Below are 18,125 nucleotides of genomic sequence, written 5' to 3' on the forward strand. Positions count from 1 at the left end.
CGATCAACCGGCCCAAGGGGCATCATGCTGCGAGCCGCAAGGCGGCGAACCGAGAGGTACGAGTGGCAGCCAGCGGCGTTCCGGTAAGCCAGGCGTCGAGCCGGGTCAGGTTCATCGCCGCGGCGATGAGTATGTGCTGGAGATGGGTCTTGGCGGTCCCGCGATAGCGGGACCTCCGCAGGCCAAAGCCTTTGACACCTTGGGCGATGGTGCCCTCCACGCCTGCCCTGTGGGCATAGCGCCGCTGCCATTCGTCGGTGCTTTGCCGCTGCCGGGCGCGTTGCAAGGCTTCATGTTCCTCCTGTGGACGCAGGGTGATTCGTCGGCCCTTGGCCCCGCGAGTGCAGAGGTCCCAGCTGGGACAGTGCTTGCAGTCACGCATCGAAAAGCGCACACAGGACACCCAACGCATCTCGGATGCGGATCGCCAGGCTGCCTTTCGGGAAGGCTGCCCGAGCTACCGCCAGGGTGGCCGCCGGGATCTGATCTGTACCAGTCGAAGGCAGCGACACCCACGACTCCATCCGCGAGCAGGAACGACAGCAGCGGCCCCATGATCACAGACGTGATCATGGGGCCGCTGCTTTTTGATCTACTTCGCCAACGGCGTCTCTGCGTCGGGAGGCGGGGTTCGCTTGGCTCAGGTCAGTACGCGGATGGGTGAGCCGTCGAGGTAGGCGGTGATGTCCTCGGCGGCCTCGCGGAAGAACGTCGCGTAGTTGGCCTCGCTGACGTAGCCGAGGTGCGGGGTGGCCAGGACGTTCGGCAGCGTGCGGAACTCGTGCCCGGCCGGGAGCGGTTCTTCCTCGAAGACGTCGAGCCCGGCTCCGGCGATGCGTCGCTCGCGCAGTGCGCGCAGGAGGGCGGCCTGGTCGACGATCGCCGCCCGCGAGGTGTTGACCAGGTAGGCGGTGGGTTTCATGAGGGCGAGCTCCCGTTCGCCGACGAGTCCCCGGGTCCGGTCGCCGAGCACGAGGTGGACGGAGACGACGTCGGAGCCGGCCAGCAGGGCGTCCAGGCCGGGGGCGAGCCGCGCGCCGTGCTCGAAGGCCCGCCTGAGGGTCAGGTTCTGGCTCCAGGCGAGCACCTCCATGCCGAACGCCCGTCCGACCGCCGCCACGGCCGACCCGATGCGGCCGAGGCCGAGCAGGCCGAGGGTACGGCCGTGCAGGTCGGCGCCGACGGTGCTCTGCCAGGGGCCGTCGGTGCGCATGGCGGTCGTCTCGGAGACCAGGTGGCGGGCCAGGCCGAGGATGAGCGCCCAGGTCAGCTCGACGGTCGAGGCCGAGCCGCCGCCGGTGCCGCACACCGTGACACCGTGCGCCCGCGCTGCCTCCAGGTCGATGGAGGCGTTGCTCATACCGGTGGTGACGAGCAGGCGCAGGTTGGGCAGCCGCTCGAACACCTCGGCGGGAAACAACGTGCGCTCCCGCATGGCGACCACGATCTCGCAGTCGCGGACGGCGGCCACGAGGTCGTCGCGGCTCGCGAAGTGCTCGCGAAAGCTGGTGGCCCGGACGCGGGACCAGTCGGCCAGCCCCAGGGCCACCCCCTGGTAGTCGTCCAGTACGGCGCAGCGAATGTCAGTCAGCATGACGAGGTCCTCAGCTCGGGTGGGAACGCTGCCGGTCGGAGTCGCCGGCGGCGACGGGCGCGTTCGTCGGTGAACGGGTGGTGGATCGCGGCCTTGGGCCGGGGTCAGCGCTCCATGATGCGCATGCCGGCCTCGTCGTGGCTGGCGCCGACGGCAGGCGGAAGATCGTCGAGCTGCTGGAGCTGTTCGGCGGTCAGTTCCACGGCGTCGGCGGCGGTGTTCTCCTCGACGCGTGCCACGCGCTTGGTGCCGGGGATCGGGGCGATGTTGTCGCCTCGGGTCAGCAACCAGGCCAGGGCGATCTGCGCCGCGGTGGCGCCCGCCTCGGCGGCGATGGCTTGGACCTCGTCGGCGATGCGCAGGTTGTGCTGGAAGTTCTCGCCGGTGAAGCGCGGGTTGTTCTTGCGCAGGTCGGTGTCGTCGAAGCCGCCCGTGGAGCGGATCTGGCCGGTCAGGAAGCCGCGGCCCAGCGGGGAGTAGGGGACGAACCCGATGTTCAGCTCGCGCAACAGCGGAAGGATCTCCGCCTCCGGGTCCCTGGTCCACAGCGAGTACTCCGACTGCAGCGCGGCGATCGGGTGCACGGCGTGGGCGCGGCGGATCGTCTCCGGCCCGGCCTCGGACAGGCCGATGTGGCGGACCTTGCCCTCGGTGACCAGTTCGGCCAGCGTTCCGACGGTGTCCTCGATGGGCGTGTTCGGGTCGACCCGGTGCTGGTAGTACAGGTCGATGTGGTCGGTGCCCAGCCGCTTGAGCGAGCCTTCGACGGAGGCGCGGATGTTGGCCGGACTGCTGTCGAGCTTTGCTGCCCCGCCCTGCGCATGGGAGATCATGCCGAACTTCGTCGCCACGACGGCCTGGTCGCGGCGGCCCTTGAGCGCCTTCCCGAGGAGTTCCTCGTTGATGTACGGGCCGTAGACCTCGGCGGTGTCGAGGAAAGTGACGCCCAGGTCCAGGGCCCGGTGAATGGTGCGGATCGACTCGGCGTCGTCCGTACCGGCTCCTGTGTAGGCGTAGGACATCGATACCAGGCCGAGGCCGATGCGGGAGACAGCCAGGTCCCCCAGCTTGATGTGTTTCATGACAGTTCTCTGTTTCTCCAGGAAGGTGTACGGCGTGCTGCGCACCGCGAACGACTCCGCCGCATGATGTGGACCGTTCCAAAAACGATCAGGCTACGGGGACCCAGGTGAACCGGCCGTCGGGGCGGCGCTGGGCGCGTCCGAAGACGACGTCGGCGAAGTGGTTGCCGTAGCCGATGGTGTCGGGGCGACTCAGCTCCTCGACCAGGCGGCGGCGGTGCTCGGTGGCTTCGGCGGGGTCGTGGTCGAGCACGCAGCCCCATTCGGGGTGGGTGACCTGGATCGGCGCGTGCATCGCGTCGCCGAACGCGACGAGCCGCCGGCCGCCGCCGGTGATGGTGTACGTGGTGTGGCCGAAGGTGTGGCCGATCGAGTAGGAGACCCGCACGCCGGGGAAGATCTCCTCGCCGTCCTCGACCGTACGGACGAGGGGCGCGAAGGCGGCCAGACGTTCCTCGGTCGCCCCGGCCTGGGCGGCCAGGTCGCGCCGCTCCCACTCGGGTGCCGCGACGAAGTGGGTGGCGTGCGCGAACGGCGGCGCATCGGTGCCGGGTTCGGCGCTCCAGGCCCAGCCCAGGTGGTCGAGGTGCAGGTGGGTGATGGCGACGGCCTCGATCTCGTGCGGCTCGCGGCCCAGCCGTCGCAGGCCGTCCAGCAGCTCACCGCCGTGGATGCTGCCGATGATCGGGTTGTCCGGGTCGTCGGGCTGCGATTCGGGTCCGTACCCGGTGTCGATGAGCAGCGCCCGGTCACCCAGCTCGACCAGCAACCCGCCGATGGCTGCGGGCAGGAAGCCGGCGCCGTCGAGGTGATCGCGGTTGGCCGCCCAGTCGGCGTCGGTGGTGCCGGTCAGCCAGCCGCGCGGCTTGCACAGGCACAGCCCGTCCGGGACGTAGGTGATCTTCAGTTCTCCCAGGTAAACCGAACGAACGCGCGGTGCGCTGGTCAGCCGTACGCGGTCGAAATCAGTCGTCGGGGCCATATGGGTCCGCCTTCGTGCTCGAAGAGGTGCCGCCGGGCGGCGGCACAGGCGAAAAGTTACAACTAGAACAGTTATAATTGCAAGCATTCGAGTTGTAGTAATATTTGGCGGTGGACACCGAGAGCGAGACCCGAGCCCAAGCCGACCGCCTGCTGTGCGGGCTGGTCAAAGGCCTGGCCAGTCGCGTCGACGACCACGTACGGGCACGGGCCGCGACCTTCGGCCTGACCGCCTCGCAGGGCACCGCGCTGTGCGAGCTGGCCCACCCCATGACCCTGCGCGAACTCGCCGAACGGATGAGCTGCGAGCCCTCCAACGCCACCTTCGTCGCCGATCGACTCGAAGAGCAGGGCTATCTCGAACGCCATCCGCACCCCGACGACCGCCGGGCCAAGCAGCTCGTCCTGACCCCCAAGGGCACCGAGATCCGTGAGCACCTCCTCGAGTTGCTCTCCGAAGGCTCCCCCCTGGCCCTTCTGGCCCCCGAAGAGCAGGACGTCCTGCACCAGCTCCTCACCCGCGCCCTCATCCGCTGACCTGCTCCGACAGGTCTTCAATGGGGCACCGCCGCTGCGGTCGGTCCATCGGGAGCCGTCCTCGCCCACGCTGAGGCGGGTCACGTCGCCGGAACGGGCTCGGAGCGGAGGCGTCCCACGAGGGAGTGGCGGGCGTGATGCGTGGGTTCTGGTTGCTTGTCGTTCTCGTCCTGGCCGGATGCTCGGCCACGGCGCCTCCTGCAGCCGGCGAGGCGGCGGTCCCGCCGCAGGCTCCCGGCGGGGAGCGCAGCGTGGTTCGCGTCTCGGGAGAAGCGCCGTCGTGTGCCATGAGGATCGAGGGGACGGGTTTCGTCTACGCCCCACAGCGGGTGGTGGCCGGCGTCATCCCGGTGTCTTCCGCGGGGTCGGGTGGGGTGCCGGGGGTGATCACGCCGGTTTCGTAGGCCAGGACGACCGCCTGGACGCGGTCGCGGAGGCCGAGTTTGGAGAGGATCCGGGCGACGTGGGTCTTCACCGTCGTCGCGCTGAGGGTCAGGCGATCGGCCAGTTCGGCGTTGCTCAGGCCGGTGGCGAGCAGGCGCAGCACCTCCAGTTCGCGTGGCGTCAGTTCGGACAGATCACGACGGAGATCGGGTCTCACCTCGTCACGGGGCGCGAAGCGCTCGACGAGGCGGCGGGTGATGGTCGGCGCGAGAAGGGCATCGCCGGAGCGCACCAGGCGTACCGCGGCCACCAGGTGCTCCGGGCTGACGTCCTTGAGCAGGAAGCCGCTGGCTCCGGCGGTGAGAGCGGCGTAGACGTAGTGGTCGAGGTCGTACGTGGTCAGGATGATGACGCGGGTGTCGTTCGGTCCACTGCTCATGATGTGGCGGGTGGCTTCGATGCCGTCCATCCGCGGCATCCGGATGTCCATGAGGACGACGTCCGGCCTGGTGCTCCGTACGGCGGCGACCGCTTCTGCCCCGTCGGCCGCCTCGGCCGCCACCTCGATGCCGTCGGCGGCGAGGATCATCCGGAACCCGGCGCGGACCAGCGCCTGGTCGTCGGCGATGACCGCGCGCAGCGACCCGCTCACGTGGCGCTCCAAGGGATGCGGGCCGTGACCCGATACCCGCCTCCGGCGACGGGCTCGGCGATCAGGGTTCCGTCGTAGAGGGCCAGCCGCTCACGCAGTCCGATCAGCCCGCGGCCGTTGCCCGCCCGCGACTGGGGGCCCGGCGCGCCGCCGGTATCGGTGACCTCGATCTCCAGCCGGTCGCCGCTGTGTCCGATCACGACGGACGCCGCCGCGCCGACCGCGTGTTTCATCGTGTTGGTCAGAGCCTCCTGGACGACGCGGTAGACGGTGAGGCTGACCCCGTCGGGCAGGGAGTCCGGCGGCGAGAGCGTGACGTCCACCGGCACCCCCGCGGCGCGCACCCGCTCGACGAGGCCATCGAGCTGGTCGAGTCCGGGCTGGGGTTCGAGCCCGTCGTCCCGGCTGTCCGCGCGCCCGCCTTCCGTCGCGGCGAGCAGGCCCATGACGTTGCGCAGTTCGGCCATGGCGGCCCGGCCGCTGCTCTCGATCGCGAGCAGTGCCTGCTTGGACAGTTCCGGCTCGGCGTCCATCACCTTGCGTGCCGCGCCCGCCTGGATCACCATCACGCTCACATTGTGGGTCACCACATCGTGGAGCTCGGCCGCGATCCGGGACCGTTCTGTCTCGACAGCCTTCCGCATGGCGTCCTCCTGGGCCTGCTGGAGTTCGATGAGCCGATCCCTGCTCCGCCGCAGGAACCTGATGACGCTCGCGCAGACCCCGGCGCTCAGCAGGACGACGTAGGGCCCCAGCCAGCCGGGGAGGCTGGGGAGGCCGGCCGCGATGTCCCGGTCCACGACGCCGGCGAGCAGGGCGGCGAGCGGGAGACCGACCACCGCGGGCACGCGGTTGCGGCTGTGGGCGATGGCGCTGTAGCCGGCGACGGCGCAGGTCAGCACGGTGATCCACGTCTCGCCGCCGCTGATGGCCAGCGTCGCGAGCACCACCGTCCAGAACGTGGCGAGCGGATACCTGCGCCGGGCCGCCAGCGGCAAGGCGGTCAGCGCCACCAGGAGCACGGGCGGCTGCTTCTCGGAACCGAGGTCCGGGGACGGCCGGACGCCACTGCTCGCGTCCGGTGTCGCCGGGAGAGTCGGGACCGTCGGAGGGGGCGGGATCTCCGGCAGCGCCGGGGACGGCCGTAGTTGCAGCAGGTCGATCAGCGGGCTCGACTGCACGTCGACGCGCTGGGCCTGGCCTGGGAGCCCCTCCGCCGCCATCAGCGCGGCGACGGTGAGGACGATCGCGAGCAGCACGTCGGCGGCGAGGGCCCGGCGAGACGGACGGCCCGTTGGCGGTTCAGGCCGCAACAAGTCCTGTACGTACTGCCGCCAAAGTCGTCGTTCGCCTGCTGTCACCGGCACATTGTCGCGTTCACGCGGATCGTCGCACATCGTCCTCGCTGACCACGGCAGTGTCCGTGAGGAGTACATCGCAGGGATGACGCCGTGGACGAATCGTTCCCCGGAAGCATCCGACAGGGGCACGACGGCCGACGCGCGTGGACCTCGGCCGCTTCTAGCCTCGGCACTGCTACGAGGCCGGCCGCGGCCGTTGACGATCGGAAGGATGGACATGTTCGTGGGCCATGTGAGAACGGACAGCCAGTACGGCGGCGCCGGCGCGCGCATCGCCAAGGGAATGACCGGGGCCCGGACCAGGGAGCCTGCGCCGGTGAGCCAGGTCCTGCGCGGCGCGGCCCGGGAGCGGGGGGCCTGCGCGGGTGGGCCGGGTCCTGTGCGGCGGGGCGGTCGCCGTCGGGCTGCTCGCCACCCTGGCGACCACGCCGGCGGCGTCCGCCTCGTCCGCGCCCGCTCGGAGCAGCGCGCCCTACCTGCCCGAACCGACCGGTCCGCATCCGGTCGGCACCACGTCCCTGTACCTGAAGGACACCTCCCGCCCCGACCCCTGGGTCCCTTCGGTGAGAGCCAGGGAGCTCATGGTCTCCCTGTGGTACCCGGCCGGATCGCCGGGCCGCAAGCGGGCACCGTACATGACGCCCAAGGAGTCCGAGCTCCTCCTGAAGAGCGGGGAGATCACCAGCGTGCCGGCCGACACGCTGAGCAGGACGCGGACCAACGCCTACACCGATGCCCAACCGGCAGGTCGCAGGCACGGTCTGCCCCTCGTCGTGCTCTCGCCCGGCCACACCAAGCCTCGGTCGGAACTCACCGCGCTGGCGGAGGATCTGGCGAGCCGCGGCTACGTGGTGGCCGCGATCGACCACACCTACGAGAACGTCGCCACCACGTTCCCCGACGGACGGGTCACCACGTGCGTCACCTGCGAGATGGACAAGACTCCGGCATGGTGGGAGAAGCTGGTGAAGGGCCGGGCGGCCGACGTCTCCTTCGTGCTCGACCAGCTGACCGGGTCGCGTCCGGCGTGGAAGGGCGCCCGGCTGATCGACCCGTCCCGCATCGCGATGGCCGGCCACTCCGTCGGCGGCGCGAGCGCCATCGCCGCCATGCTCAAGGACTCGCGGGTACGCGCCGGTATCGACATCGACGGGACCACGGAGGTCACGATTCCAGGCAGCGGACTGGCACGTCCGTTCCTGTTCCTCGGCAAACCGTCCACCTACACGCCTGGGCAGGGAGAGGCGGCCGCCACCTGGGAACGCGACTGGAAGCGGCTGAAGGGGTGGAAGCGCTGGCTCCTGGTGACCGGGGCGGAGCACACGTCCTTCACGGACCTCGGCGTCCTGGTCGACCAACTCGGTATCGAAGACGGAGCCGACATCTCCGGCGCCCGCGCCCTGCAGATCACCCGCACGTACGTCGCAGCCTTCTTCGACCTGCACCTACGTAAGAAGCCCCAACCTCTGCTCGACGGCCCCTCGACCCGCTACCCGGAGGTCGAGCACTGCTCGGTCAAGACGAAAACCTGCCGCTAGAACGCCACTGACCGTCCGTTACTCCGCCGCGCGAGCCGGAGACCGGGCCGAGGACCCGTTCGGTGCGGCCGTCCTCGGGGGCATCGCGTCGAGGACGGCGGAGGTCACCGGGTCGGCTGCCATCCGGTCAGGCGGAGGCGGTTCCCGTTTCGAACATGTGATCTAATATTTCTGGAACGCGAGCGTCGATCATGCTTACGATCTCGGTGTTCGTGCCGGCCTCACTGAGCCGGTTCTCCTCCGATCGAACGGAGATCGACGTTGCGGCGTGCGATGGTCGCGTTAGGCATCGGCTTGAGCTTGCTGGGGTCCGCTGTCGCCCCTGGGGCGGCGCAGGCGGCGAGTGTGTGGGTGGAACCGCTGGCCCCGACGACAGCGGAGGCTCAGGAGGTCGCGAGGTTCTGGCTCGAGGACGGGGGCGCTCGCCTCAGGAACGCCACGCCGTACGCCGTGCGGGCCGCGGGCTTCGGGGAGCGGCTGGCCACGGACGTCGTTCCTGATGGGCCGCCGACTTCCCTTCCGCCGCTGGAAGGGCCCGTTCTGCACGAAGGGGCGGCGCCCGCGGCCTCCGGCAGGGTGTTCTTCATCGGTAGCGACAACGAGCCGCACTGGTGCAGCGGCACGGTCGTGAACTCCCAGTATCGGAACCTCGTCGCGACCGCGGGGCACTGCCTGCTGGACATCGAGGCGCCGATGGGCTCGCTCGGCAAGTGGGTCTTCGTTCCGGGCTACTCCCACGGCGAGCTGCCCTTCGGCCTGTACGTGGGGAAGCGGGCCGCCGTTCACTCCGACTTCGAGGGCGCCCGGGACTACGACCACGACTACGCCTTCGCCAACGTGTACTACGGGGTCGTCCTGTCGCCTTCCGGCGTGCTGAGCAGTGTCGGCAGGCTGGCCGACAACGTCGGGGCTCAGGGGATCGTGATCAACCAGCCGCTCGCCCCCACGGTGGACGTCTTCGGCTATCCGGCCGGCCCCCATCCCGACGGCAGCCTGCCGTACACGGGCGAGACGCCAGAACGTTCGACGGGATCGACGTTCGCGATGAGCACCACGGTTCCCCGGGCCGACCGTCCCATCGGTGTGGCCTCGCCCTTCACCGCGCAAGGCTCGCTCGGGTCCTCGTGGCTGACCGGGTACGCGAGCGGCAGCCGCACCGGACAGCTCAACGGCATCACCATCGGCGTCGCCGACACTGATGGCGACAACCGGTACGACACCGGCATCTCGCCGTACTTCGACAGCGACCTGTTCATCGTCTATCGGAACGCCGCGAGCTTCTGGACCGGCAGGATCAGCTAGGCCACGTCGAGGGGGCGGGCGCGCGAAGCACCCGCCCTCCGCCAAGCTACCTTGTCGCCGGACATACATTTGCCCGCCATCGTCCACGGCCTTTCGTATCGATTCCCTTCCTTCCTTCGGAAGTCAGCCACGCTCCGCAAAAGGCCACCGCGTCTTTTTACGCGCCCGAATATGCATGTGAGGCGATTGTGGCTAGCCTTCGGTCGTGAGCTACAGCGGCTTGGCGCGGCGGGTGCGTGATTCTGGTTTGCCTTTTCGGTGGCGAGTGTCGGCGCTGCGTTCGTACGTGCAGCTGTATCAGCCGCTGGGGTTCGAGGCGACGTTGAGTTTTCTCGAGTACCGGGCCGGATCATTCAAAAGAGACGAGGCAGCGCTGCTTTCTGCCCTCGAGGTCGTCGAGGCCAGTCGCGCTGCGCGGCATGCCGAAGTTCAGGCGTATGCGAAAAGACGGCGGGAAGCCAAGGCGCGGGGACAACGGACGCCTCGTCCAGGCGAGGTGAATCCGCACGCCCAGGCTGAGTGGTATTGAGGACGGCGCGCTTCGGGAAGCCGCGTTACATGCGTCGGAGTTCTGGCTGGCGCTTCGGCATCTTGAGATGGCGGCGGGTCTGAGGCAGAGGGCCTCAGGGGGCGAGCGCGGACCGTGGCGACCCGGAGCTCGGCGAGCACGAGTCGCAGCGTCTCGGCGGCCCGGACGCCCGCGGCCCATCCGCCGTAGCTGACGATGCCGGCGGCCTTGTCGTTCCACTCCCGGTAGACGTGGTCGAGCGCGTGGACTCCGAGAGGATCTATTTCACATATCACCATTCTCTAGGGCAAATACATAGAGTGTCTAGGCATGCACCAAGAGTTGTGATGACATGGTGGCCGACCCGCCTAGTCCCCCTCGCCAGGCGTGCTGGGCGGAGCTTGGCCGAGACGAGCAAGCCGGCCGACGTGCAAGTGCCCAGTTCGCGGTGGACCTGAGCAGAAAGGCGGCGGCGTGAGCGTGCAAGAAGACTTCGCGGAGGACGTCTCAGAAGACAAGGCCGGGGAATGGCCGGAACACGCGGCGGCGGTGGTGGGCGTCGGATGCCGCCTGCCCGGCGGCATCGTGAACCTCGATCAACTGTGGCAGGCGCTGCTGCGGGGCGCCGACCTGGTCGGTCAGGTCCCCGCGAGCAGGTTCGACGCCGACCGGTTCGTCGACGAGACCCTGCCGAGGGTCAACCGCAGCTACACGCGGGCCGGCGGGTTCCTCGACGCCGACATCACCACTTTCGATGCCGCCTACTTCGGCATCTCCCCCAAAGAGGCGGCCTCCATGGACCCGCAGCAGCGGCTGCTCCTGGAGATGGCGGTCGAGGCCCTCGACGACGCCGGCATCGACCCGGCGCTGCTGGCCGGTACGGCCACCGGGGTGTTCGTCGGCATCTCCGACCCCGCCTACGGCACGATGCAGGCGATGGAGCCGGGAGGGCTGGGCCCGTACTCGATGTCGGGCGCGGCGCTGTCCATCGCGGCCAACCGGCTGTCGCACGTCTTCGACCTGCGCGGGCCGAGCATGAGCATCGACACCGCCTGCTCCTCGTCGCTGACGGCCGTCGAGCGGGCCTGGCGGTCGCTGGCCGAGGGGTCGAGCCGGGTGGCGCTCGCCTGCGGCGTCAACCTGCTGCTCAGCCCCGGCCCCTATGTCGGGTTCAGCCAGGCCTCGATGCTCTCCCCCACCGGCCGCTGCCGCGCCTTCTCCCGCGACGCCGACGGGTTCGTCCGCGCCGAGGGCGGCGGGGTCGTGGTGCTGAAGCGGCTGTCCGACGCGATCGCCGACGGCGACCGCATCCACGGCGTCATCGTCGGCGCCGCCGCCAACAACGACGGCCACACCATGGGCCTGGCGTTGCCGAACCCCGACGCGCAGGAAGCGCTCTTACGGCAGGTGTACGCCACGGCGGGCATCAGCCCCGACGAGGTGGCCTACGTGGAGGCGCACGGCACCGGCACCCAGGCCGGCGACCCTGCCGAATGCGAGGCGCTGGGCCGCGCCCTGGGCACCCGCCGTACGCGCGGAGCCCTGCCGATCGGATCGGTGAAGTCCAACCTCGGGCACCTGGAGCCCGCCTCCGGCATGCCGGGGCTGTTCAAGGCACTGCTCGTGCTGCGGCACGGGATGATTCCGCCCTCCTTGCACGCCGACACCCTCAACCCGCGGATCGACTTCGACGCCCTCGGCCTGAACGTCGCCGTCGAGCCGCGTCCGCTGGGCGAGACGGGCCGGCGCGTGGTGGTCGGCGTCAACTCGTTCGGGTTCGGCGGCGCCAACGCGCACGTGGCGCTGGCCCCGCCGCCCGCTCCGCAGGCGTCCGGAGCCGATCCGAAGGTCCTGCCCGCCGAGGCGCTGCCGGTCGTGGTGTCCGCGCACAGCCGAGGCGCCCTCGACGAGGCCGTCCGGCGAACCGCCGCCCACCTGGCCTCGCTCGACGAACGCGACTTCTACGACGTGGCCTACACCGCTACCCGGAGGCGCGGCGCCCACCGGCACCGTGCCGTGGTGCTGGCCGGTTCTGCGGGAGCCGCGGCTCGGGCGCTGGAGAGCCTCGCGTCGCCCGCACAGGGCGCCGACGGCGAACCGGTGGCCGTGGGTGAGGCGGTGGAGCACGGACGGGTGGCGTTCGTGTTCTCGGGCAACGGCTCGCAGTGGGCCGGGATGGGCGCCGATCTGCTGTCCGACGAGACGTTCCGCGCGGCCGTCGAAGCGGTCGACGCCGAGCTGTCCGACCGGCTCGGCTGGTCGGTGCTGAAGGAACTCGCCCTGCCCGACCCCGCCCGGATGTCGTCGACCGACGTGGCCCAGCCGTTGCTGTTCACCGTCCAGGTCGGGCTGGTGGAGATGCTGAAGGCGGCGGGCGTACGGCCGGGGGCGGTGCTCGGGCACAGCGTGGGCGAGGTCGCCGCGGCCTACGCCGCCGGCGCCCTGTCACTGGCCCAGGCGGCGCAGGTGATCGCCGAGCGCGGCGCGGCGCAGTCGGTCACCCGGGGCATGGGCCGGATGGCCGCGGCCGGGCTCTCCGAGACCGCGGCCCGGCAGATGCTGGCCGGCTACCCTCGGCTCGAGCTCGCCGCGGTCAACTCCGACCGCGACGTCACGATCGCGGGGCCCGTCGAGTCGCTGCGGTCGCTGGGTGCCCACCTCGCCGCGCGCGAGATCTTCTTCCGTGAGCTCGACCTCGACTACGCCTTCCACAGCAGCGCCATGGACCCGGTGCGCCGGCCGCTGGCCGAGGGGCTCGCCGACCTGCGGCCTTCGTCCACCCGCATCCCGCTGGTCTCCACGGTCACCGGCGAGGTGATCCGGGGTGACGACCTCGACGCGGCGTACTGGTGGCGCAACGTCCGCGAGCCGGTGCGGTTCGCGGCGGGAGTCGAGCGGCTGCTCGGCGACGGCTTCGACGTGCTGGTGGAGGTCGGCCCGCACCCGGTGCTGCGCTCCTACCTGCGCCGTGTGTGCGGCACCGAGCGGGCGCGCGCTGCCGTCGTGGCGACGTTGCGCAGGGACGAGCCGGGCCAGGCACGCGTGCGCGGCGCGGTGGCCGAACTCCTCGCCACCGGCGCGACGTTCGACCTGGACCGCTACTTCCCCCGTCCAGGAGCAGTGCGGTCGCTGCCCCCTTACCCCTGGCAGCGCGAACGGCACTGGATCGGGGGTCCGCACACCTGGGAGCTGACGAGCGTCGACTCGGCGATCCAGCATCCGCTGCTGGGCCAGCGGATGCCGGTGCTCGACCCCACCTGGCACGGCGAGATCGACCGGGTCAGGGTGCCCTGGGTGGCCGACCACCGGGCCGGCGGCGCCGCCGTCATGCCCGCCACCGGATACGTGGAGATGGCCATCGCCGCCGCCCGCCTGGCCGTGCCCGACGCCGCCGAGGCGGTGGAGGTCGACCGGGTCGAGATCAGCCGGGCGATGGTGGTGCCGTCGCCCCCCGACGGCGACCCCGTCTACGCGCAGACGTCGCTCAGCGCCGAGACCGGGGTCGTCACCGTGGCCAGCGCCGCCCGGTCGGCCGAGCAACCGCGCGAGCACTTCAGGGCACGCGTACGGCCGCTGCTGCGCGAGGCCCCGCCGCCACTCGACGTGGCCGCGCTGCGCGCCCGCATCAGCACGCCCGTCGACGTGCCCGACTACTACGCGCGGGCCGCGGAAGGACAGATGGTGTGGGGGCCGGAATTCCGGGTCCTGACCGAGTTGTGGAGCGGCGAGCGCGAGGTGCTGGGCGCCTACGCCTGCCCGGAGCAGGGTGAGGGGCGCTACCAGCTGCACCCGGTGGTGCTCGACAGCGCGCTGCAGGCAGGCGTGCTCTGGCTGGTGGACGCGCTGCGCGCCGGCCGCGGCTACATGCCCGCCGCGATCGGATCCGTCCGGCTGTGGGGGACGCCGTCCCCGCAGGGGATCGTGCACGTGCGGGAACGCTCCAGCAGCGTCGAGGAGGTCTGCTGGGACATCGTGGTCGCCCACCCCGACGGGCGCGTCGCGGCCGAGGTGACGGGCTGCCGGTTGCGCCGGATGCCGGCCGTGCACCTCACCCCGGTCGCCCGGTACGAGACGGTGCTCCAGGCCGCGCCCCTGAACGGAGCGCCGGCCGAGCCGTGGCCGGCCGCCGGCCCCGCGCAGCTGCTCTCCGTCGCGGGCGAGCAGATCGACCGGGTGCGGTCCGCCTGGCACGAGCTCGACTACCCGCGCTACGCGGCGCGGCTCGAGGAGGTCTTCGCCCACTCGCTGGCCCGCGCGCTCGGCGAGCTGACCGGCCGGCCGGAGCGTCCCGTCGACGTCGAGGACGTGATCGAGGCGTGCCCCGCCCAGCACCACCGCAGGATGCTGCGCGCCGCGCTGCCCCTGCTGGACCGGCACGGGCTCCTGGAGCGGAACGGACAGACGGACTCACACGGGCAGACGGACCCGCACCGACTGGTCGGCCCTTCGAGTGCGGGGGGCCTGCGGCCCGACCCTGTGGAGCTGCAGCGGGAGCTGCTCGCTGAGGGGGCCGCGTTCGCCGCGCAGAGCGCGCTGTCCGTGCGGGCCGCGCGGTGCCTCGCCGACCTGCTGGCGGGACGGCGTACCGCCGACGAGGTCCTGGGGCGGGGCGGCGGGCAGGAGCTGATGGAGCAGTTCCACGACATCGGCCCGGTCAACCTGTTCACCAACCGGATCGCCAGGGCACTCGTCGAGCAGATCGTCCGGCACTGGCCGGCCGACCGGCCGCTGCGCGTCCTGGAGGTCGGTGCGGGCACGGGCGGCACCACGGCCATGCTGCTGCCCGTCCTGCCCGCCGACCGTACCCGCTACCTGGTCACCGACCGCGACGAGACGGCGCTGACCCGGCTGCGGCAGCGCTTCTCCGCCTGCGACTTCGCCGACTTCGACCTCCTCGATCTCGACGCCGACCTCGTCGAGCAGGGGCAGCTCGCCGGTGGGTACGACCTCGTGGTCGCGGCGGGCGCCCTGCACCTGACCCGCGACCTGACCGCGACGCTGCGGCGCCTGTCCGGCCTGCTCGCGCCGGGTGGCCGGCTGCTCGTCACCGAACCGCACCGGGTCGGCACCCTGCTCCCGTTCCTCGGCCTGACGGAGCAGTTCTGGGGGTTCACCGACCACGGCCTGCGCGCGGACGCGCCGCTGCTCGCCCGGGAAAGGTGGCCTCAGGTGCTGGCCGAGGCCGGGTTCACCGAGGTCGCCCAGACCGGCGACGACGACGAGCGGGCATCGGGCGACTTCTCGGTCCTGCTCGCCGGCACCGGCGACAGCGCCGCCGCCGACGACAGGGCCGTCGCTGGAGACAGGGCCGTCGCTGGAGACAGGGCCGTCGTCGACAGCAGTGCCGGCGGTGGGCGGGCGGAGCCCGAGCCGGAGGTGGTGGGGGCGTGGATCCTCGCGGGTGAGGACGGCACCGGCGAGCTGAGCACCGAACTGCGGGCCCTGTTGCGGGCCGGCGGCGGTGACGTGGTGTGCTCGCCGCTCAGCGACGACCTCGACCACTGGACCTGCCACCTCACGCCGGCCGCCCGTACGGTCAACGTCGCCGTCCTCCTGGGCGGGGCGTCCGGCACGGACCCCGAGGCGACCGTCGAGCGGATCACCCGCCGGGCCGCCGCGCTGCGGGCCGTCACGCTGGCCTGCGAGCAGCTGCCGCAGGACGTCGAGGTCAACGTGTGGCTGGTGGCCCGTCCGTGCGGCGCGCTGCCCGAACCCCACCTCGACGACCTCCCCCTCCACCCCGAGGACGCGGCGACCTGGGGAACGACGCGCTCGCTCGGCAACGAGCAGCCGCGCCTGTCGATCCGCCGCATCTGCCTGCACCCCTCAGGCGACGCCGCGCGCGACGCCGACCGGCTGGCGGCGGAGTTCCGCACGCCGGGGGACGAGGACGAGATCCTGCTCACCCGCCGCGGACGGTTCGTCCCCCGGCTGGTGGAGCCGGACGCGCCCGTCCGCAGCGTGCCCGTCGGATCGGACGTCGCCTACCGGCTCAAGGTGTGCGATCCCGGCCTGTCGTTCACGCTGGCCTGGGAGCAGATGCCGATGCCGCAGCCCGGTCACGACGAGGTCGTGGTCGAGGTACGCGCGATCGGGCTCAACTACCGCGACGTGATGCGCGCGGTCAACCTGCTGCCCACCGAGGCCATCGAGGCCGTCTTCGGCTGGCACGAGCTGGGCCTGGAGTTCGCCGGGATCGTCACCTCGGTGGGCGCCGGGGTGACGGGTCTGATGCCCGGTGACCGGATCATGGCCGCCGGGCCAGTCGGGTTCGCCAGTCACGCGACGGTCAAGGCGTGGGCGGCCGTCCCCGTACCCGAGCGGATGGCCTTCACCGAGGCCGCCACCCTGCCGATGGCGTTCGCCACCGCTCACCATGCGCTGAAGTACTGCGGACGCCTGCAGTCCGGTCACACCGTCCTGGTGCACGGCGGCGCGGGCGGGGTCGGCCTCGCGGCCCTGCAGTACGCCCGTGCCCACGGCGCCCACGTGATCGCGACCGCGGGCACCGCCGTCAAGCGCGACCTGCTGCTGGCGATGGGGGCCGACCACGTCCTCGACTCCCGCAGCCTGCACTTCGCCGAGCAGGTCAGAGACCTGACCGGCGGCAGGGGTGTCGACATCGTGGTCAACTCGCTGGCCGGTGAGGCCATCACCCGGGGCGTGGAATGCCTGGCGCACGGCGGCCAGTTCGTCGAGCTCGGCAAGCGGGACATCTACGAGAACAGGTCGCTGCTGCTGCGCCCGTTCTCGGAGAACATCTCGTTCCACGGCGTGGACGTGGGCAGCCTCATGTGGAAGGCGCCCCATCTGATGGCCGACTCCACGAAGCTCGCGCCCTACTACCAGTCGGGGCAGTTCCGGGCGCTGCCGCACACGGTGTTCCCGGCCGCGCGCGTCGGCGACGCCTTCGCGATGATGCGCCATTCCCGGCATATCGGAAAGGTCGTGGTGTCGTTCGACCCGCGTGACGAGCCGGTCACCGTCCAGCCGCTGCGGGCCGAGCCGCGGCTGGAGCCGGACGCGACCTACCTGGTCACCGGCGGGCTCGGCGGGTTCGGCGCGGCGACGGCTCGCCGCCTGGCCGAGCGGGGCGCCCGCCACCTGGCCCTGGTCGGCCGCCGGGGCGCCGAGTCGCCCGAGGCTCCCGCCCTGCTGGACGACCTGCGGAGGGCGGGGGTCGAGGTCCGCGCGTACGCGGCCGACGTGACCGACCGCGACGCCGTGCGGCGGATCCTGCGCGACCTCGACGAGGGCGGCCACCCGCTGCGCGGCGTCGTGCACGCGGCCATGCACCTCGACGACGGCCCGCTCGCCGACCTCGGCGACGACCGGATCCGCGCCGTGCTCCACCCCAAGGTGGCGGGGGCGATGGTGCTGGACGAGCTCACCAGGGATCGCCCCCTCGACCTGTTCGTCATGTACTCCTCGCTCACCACCATCGGCAACATCGGCCAGACGTCGTACGTGGCGGCGAACCTGTTCCTGGAGGCGCTGGCCCGGCGGCGCAACCGGGAGGGCCGCGCCGGGCTGACGGCCTGCCTGGGCGCGCTCGCGGAGACCGGCGTGCTGACCCGCGGCCGGCAGGGTGAGGTGCTGGCGAAGGTCGGCATCCCGCCGATGTCCGTGGCGCGGGCGCTGGACGCCGTCGAGCACATGCTCGGCGAGCGTGCCGAGGTCGCCATGGTGGGCCGCTGCGACTGGGGCCGGCTGCGGCAGGTCCTGCCCAGCCTCGGCCGTCCGTGGCTGTCCCCCGTCATGCCGCCCGGCGTCGACCAGCAGGGGCCCGGCCTGCTGCCGATGCTCGCGCAGATGAGCTACGAGGAGGCGTACGCGGCCCTCACCGAGGAGATCGTCAAGCTGCTGTCCGGGGTGCTGCTCGTGCCCGCCGACCAGATCGCCTTCGACCGGCGGCTGGACGAGTACGGGCTCGACTCGCTCATGGCCACCGAGCTCCTGACGTCCATCCGCGGCCGGTTCGGGGTCGACATCCCGCCGATGGAGCTGATGCGGGGCGGCGGGACCGTCACCGACATCGCCCAGAGCCTGCTCCTCCGGCTCGGGCTGCGTGACTCCGCGCCTGCCGGGTAACCGGCCAGGTCCGACGGGCGGGGCCTGCCCCGGCAGGCCCCGCCCGTCCCCTCGTCTCGGCACAGAAGACTCGTCCCCTCGTCTCGGCACAGAAG

At 71.5% G+C, this 18,125-nt stretch carries 12 protein-coding genes; 5 read left to right on the forward strand and 7 right to left on the reverse strand.

Annotation, left to right across the window (positions count from 1 at the left end; all coding sequences use genetic code 11):
* Positions 1–22: 22 nt before the first annotated feature.
* The 4 genes from BLR04_RS01785 to BLR04_RS01800 form a co-directional block, all read right to left on the reverse strand.
* Positions 23–403, reverse strand: coding sequence for a transposase (locus tag BLR04_RS01785; RefSeq protein ID WP_483814936.1), 381 nt, complete (start codon positions 401–403; stop codon positions 23–25).
* A 237-nt stretch (positions 404–640) separates the two neighbouring features.
* A complete protein-coding gene (locus BLR04_RS01790; protein ID WP_090758820.1) occupies positions 641–1,594 on the reverse strand; it encodes a D-2-hydroxyacid dehydrogenase family protein in 954 nt (317 codons plus the stop codon).
* A gap of 104 nt (positions 1,595–1,698) precedes the next feature.
* Positions 1,699–2,676 (reverse strand): aldo/keto reductase, encoded by a 978-nt coding sequence (locus tag BLR04_RS01795; RefSeq protein WP_090758826.1) that lies wholly within the window; start codon positions 2,674–2,676, stop codon positions 1,699–1,701.
* 88 nt (positions 2,677–2,764) lie between these two features.
* Complete coding sequence (locus BLR04_RS01800; RefSeq protein WP_090758828.1) at positions 2,765–3,658, reverse strand: MBL fold metallo-hydrolase; 894 nt, start codon at positions 3,656–3,658, stop codon at positions 2,765–2,767.
* Positions 3,659–3,768: 110 nt separating this feature from the next.
* Here BLR04_RS01800 and BLR04_RS01805 point away from each other — a divergent pair, with 110 nt between their 5' ends.
* Complete coding sequence (locus BLR04_RS01805; RefSeq protein ID WP_090758830.1) at positions 3,769–4,194, forward strand: MarR family winged helix-turn-helix transcriptional regulator; 426 nt, start codon at positions 3,769–3,771, stop codon at positions 4,192–4,194.
* Between the two features lie 313 nt (positions 4,195–4,507).
* On the opposite strand, the gene BLR04_RS01815 is transcribed toward BLR04_RS01805, so the two are convergent.
* A complete protein-coding gene (locus BLR04_RS01815) occupies positions 4,508–5,230 on the reverse strand; it encodes a response regulator (RefSeq protein WP_090758834.1) in 723 nt (240 codons plus the stop codon).
* Positions 5,227–6,546, reverse strand: coding sequence for a sensor histidine kinase (locus BLR04_RS01820; RefSeq protein WP_245739962.1), 1,320 nt, complete (start codon positions 6,544–6,546; stop codon positions 5,227–5,229). The genes BLR04_RS01815 and BLR04_RS01820 overlap by 4 nt, the downstream gene beginning before the upstream one ends.
* Positions 6,547–6,956: 410 nt before the next feature.
* Between BLR04_RS01820 and BLR04_RS01825 the strand changes: the two genes are divergently transcribed.
* The 3 genes from BLR04_RS01825 to BLR04_RS40405 all read left to right on the forward strand — a co-directional run bounded on the left by BLR04_RS01825 (position 6,957) and on the right by BLR04_RS40405 (position 9,960).
* Positions 6,957–8,129: an alpha/beta hydrolase family protein gene (locus tag BLR04_RS01825; protein ID WP_218128686.1), complete on the forward strand. Its 1,173-nt coding sequence runs from the start codon at positions 6,957–6,959 to the stop codon at positions 8,127–8,129.
* 351 nt (positions 8,130–8,480) lie between these two features.
* On the forward strand, positions 8,481–9,431 hold the full coding sequence (locus BLR04_RS01830; RefSeq protein WP_245739963.1) for a trypsin-like serine peptidase: 951 nt from the start codon (positions 8,481–8,483) through the stop codon (positions 9,429–9,431).
* Positions 9,432–9,636: 205 nt separating this feature from the next.
* On the forward strand, positions 9,637–9,960 hold the full coding sequence (locus BLR04_RS40405; RefSeq protein ID WP_176902861.1) for a hypothetical protein: 324 nt from the start codon (positions 9,637–9,639) through the stop codon (positions 9,958–9,960).
* Here BLR04_RS40405 and BLR04_RS01835 read toward each other — a convergent pair.
* On the reverse strand, positions 9,861–10,238 hold the full coding sequence (locus BLR04_RS01835) for an NADPH-dependent FMN reductase (protein WP_090758841.1): 378 nt from the start codon (positions 10,236–10,238) through the stop codon (positions 9,861–9,863). The genes BLR04_RS40405 and BLR04_RS01835 overlap by 100 nt on opposite strands.
* Positions 10,239–10,413: 175 nt before the next feature.
* Between BLR04_RS01835 and BLR04_RS01840 the strand changes: the two genes are divergently transcribed.
* Positions 10,414–18,030 (forward strand): type I polyketide synthase, encoded by a 7,617-nt coding sequence (locus BLR04_RS01840; RefSeq protein ID WP_218128687.1) that lies wholly within the window; start codon positions 10,414–10,416, stop codon positions 18,028–18,030.
* Positions 18,031–18,125: the final 95 nt, after the last annotated feature.

The organism is Nonomuraea maritima, assembly GCF_900100395.1.
In the GTDB taxonomy this organism is placed as follows: Bacteria; Actinomycetota; Actinomycetes; order Streptosporangiales; family Streptosporangiaceae; genus Nonomuraea; species Nonomuraea maritima.

What these genes read in the sequence shown, in the direction of transcription:
- BLR04_RS01795 (WP_090758826.1), bottom strand. Translation starts at nt 2,676, where the DNA reads ATGAAACACATCAAGCTGGGGGACCTGGCTGTCTCCCGCATCGGCCTC.
- BLR04_RS01800 (WP_090758828.1), bottom strand. Translation starts at nt 3,658, where the DNA reads ATGGCCCCGACGACTGATTTCGACCGCGTACGGCTGACCAGCGCACCG.
- BLR04_RS01790 (WP_090758820.1), bottom strand. Translation starts at nt 1,594, where the DNA reads ATGCTGACTGACATTCGCTGCGCCGTACTGGACGACTACCAGGGGGTG.
- BLR04_RS01835 (WP_090758841.1), bottom strand. Translation starts at nt 10,238, where the DNA reads ATGGTGATATGTGAAATAGATCCTCTCGGAGTCCACGCGCTCGACCAC.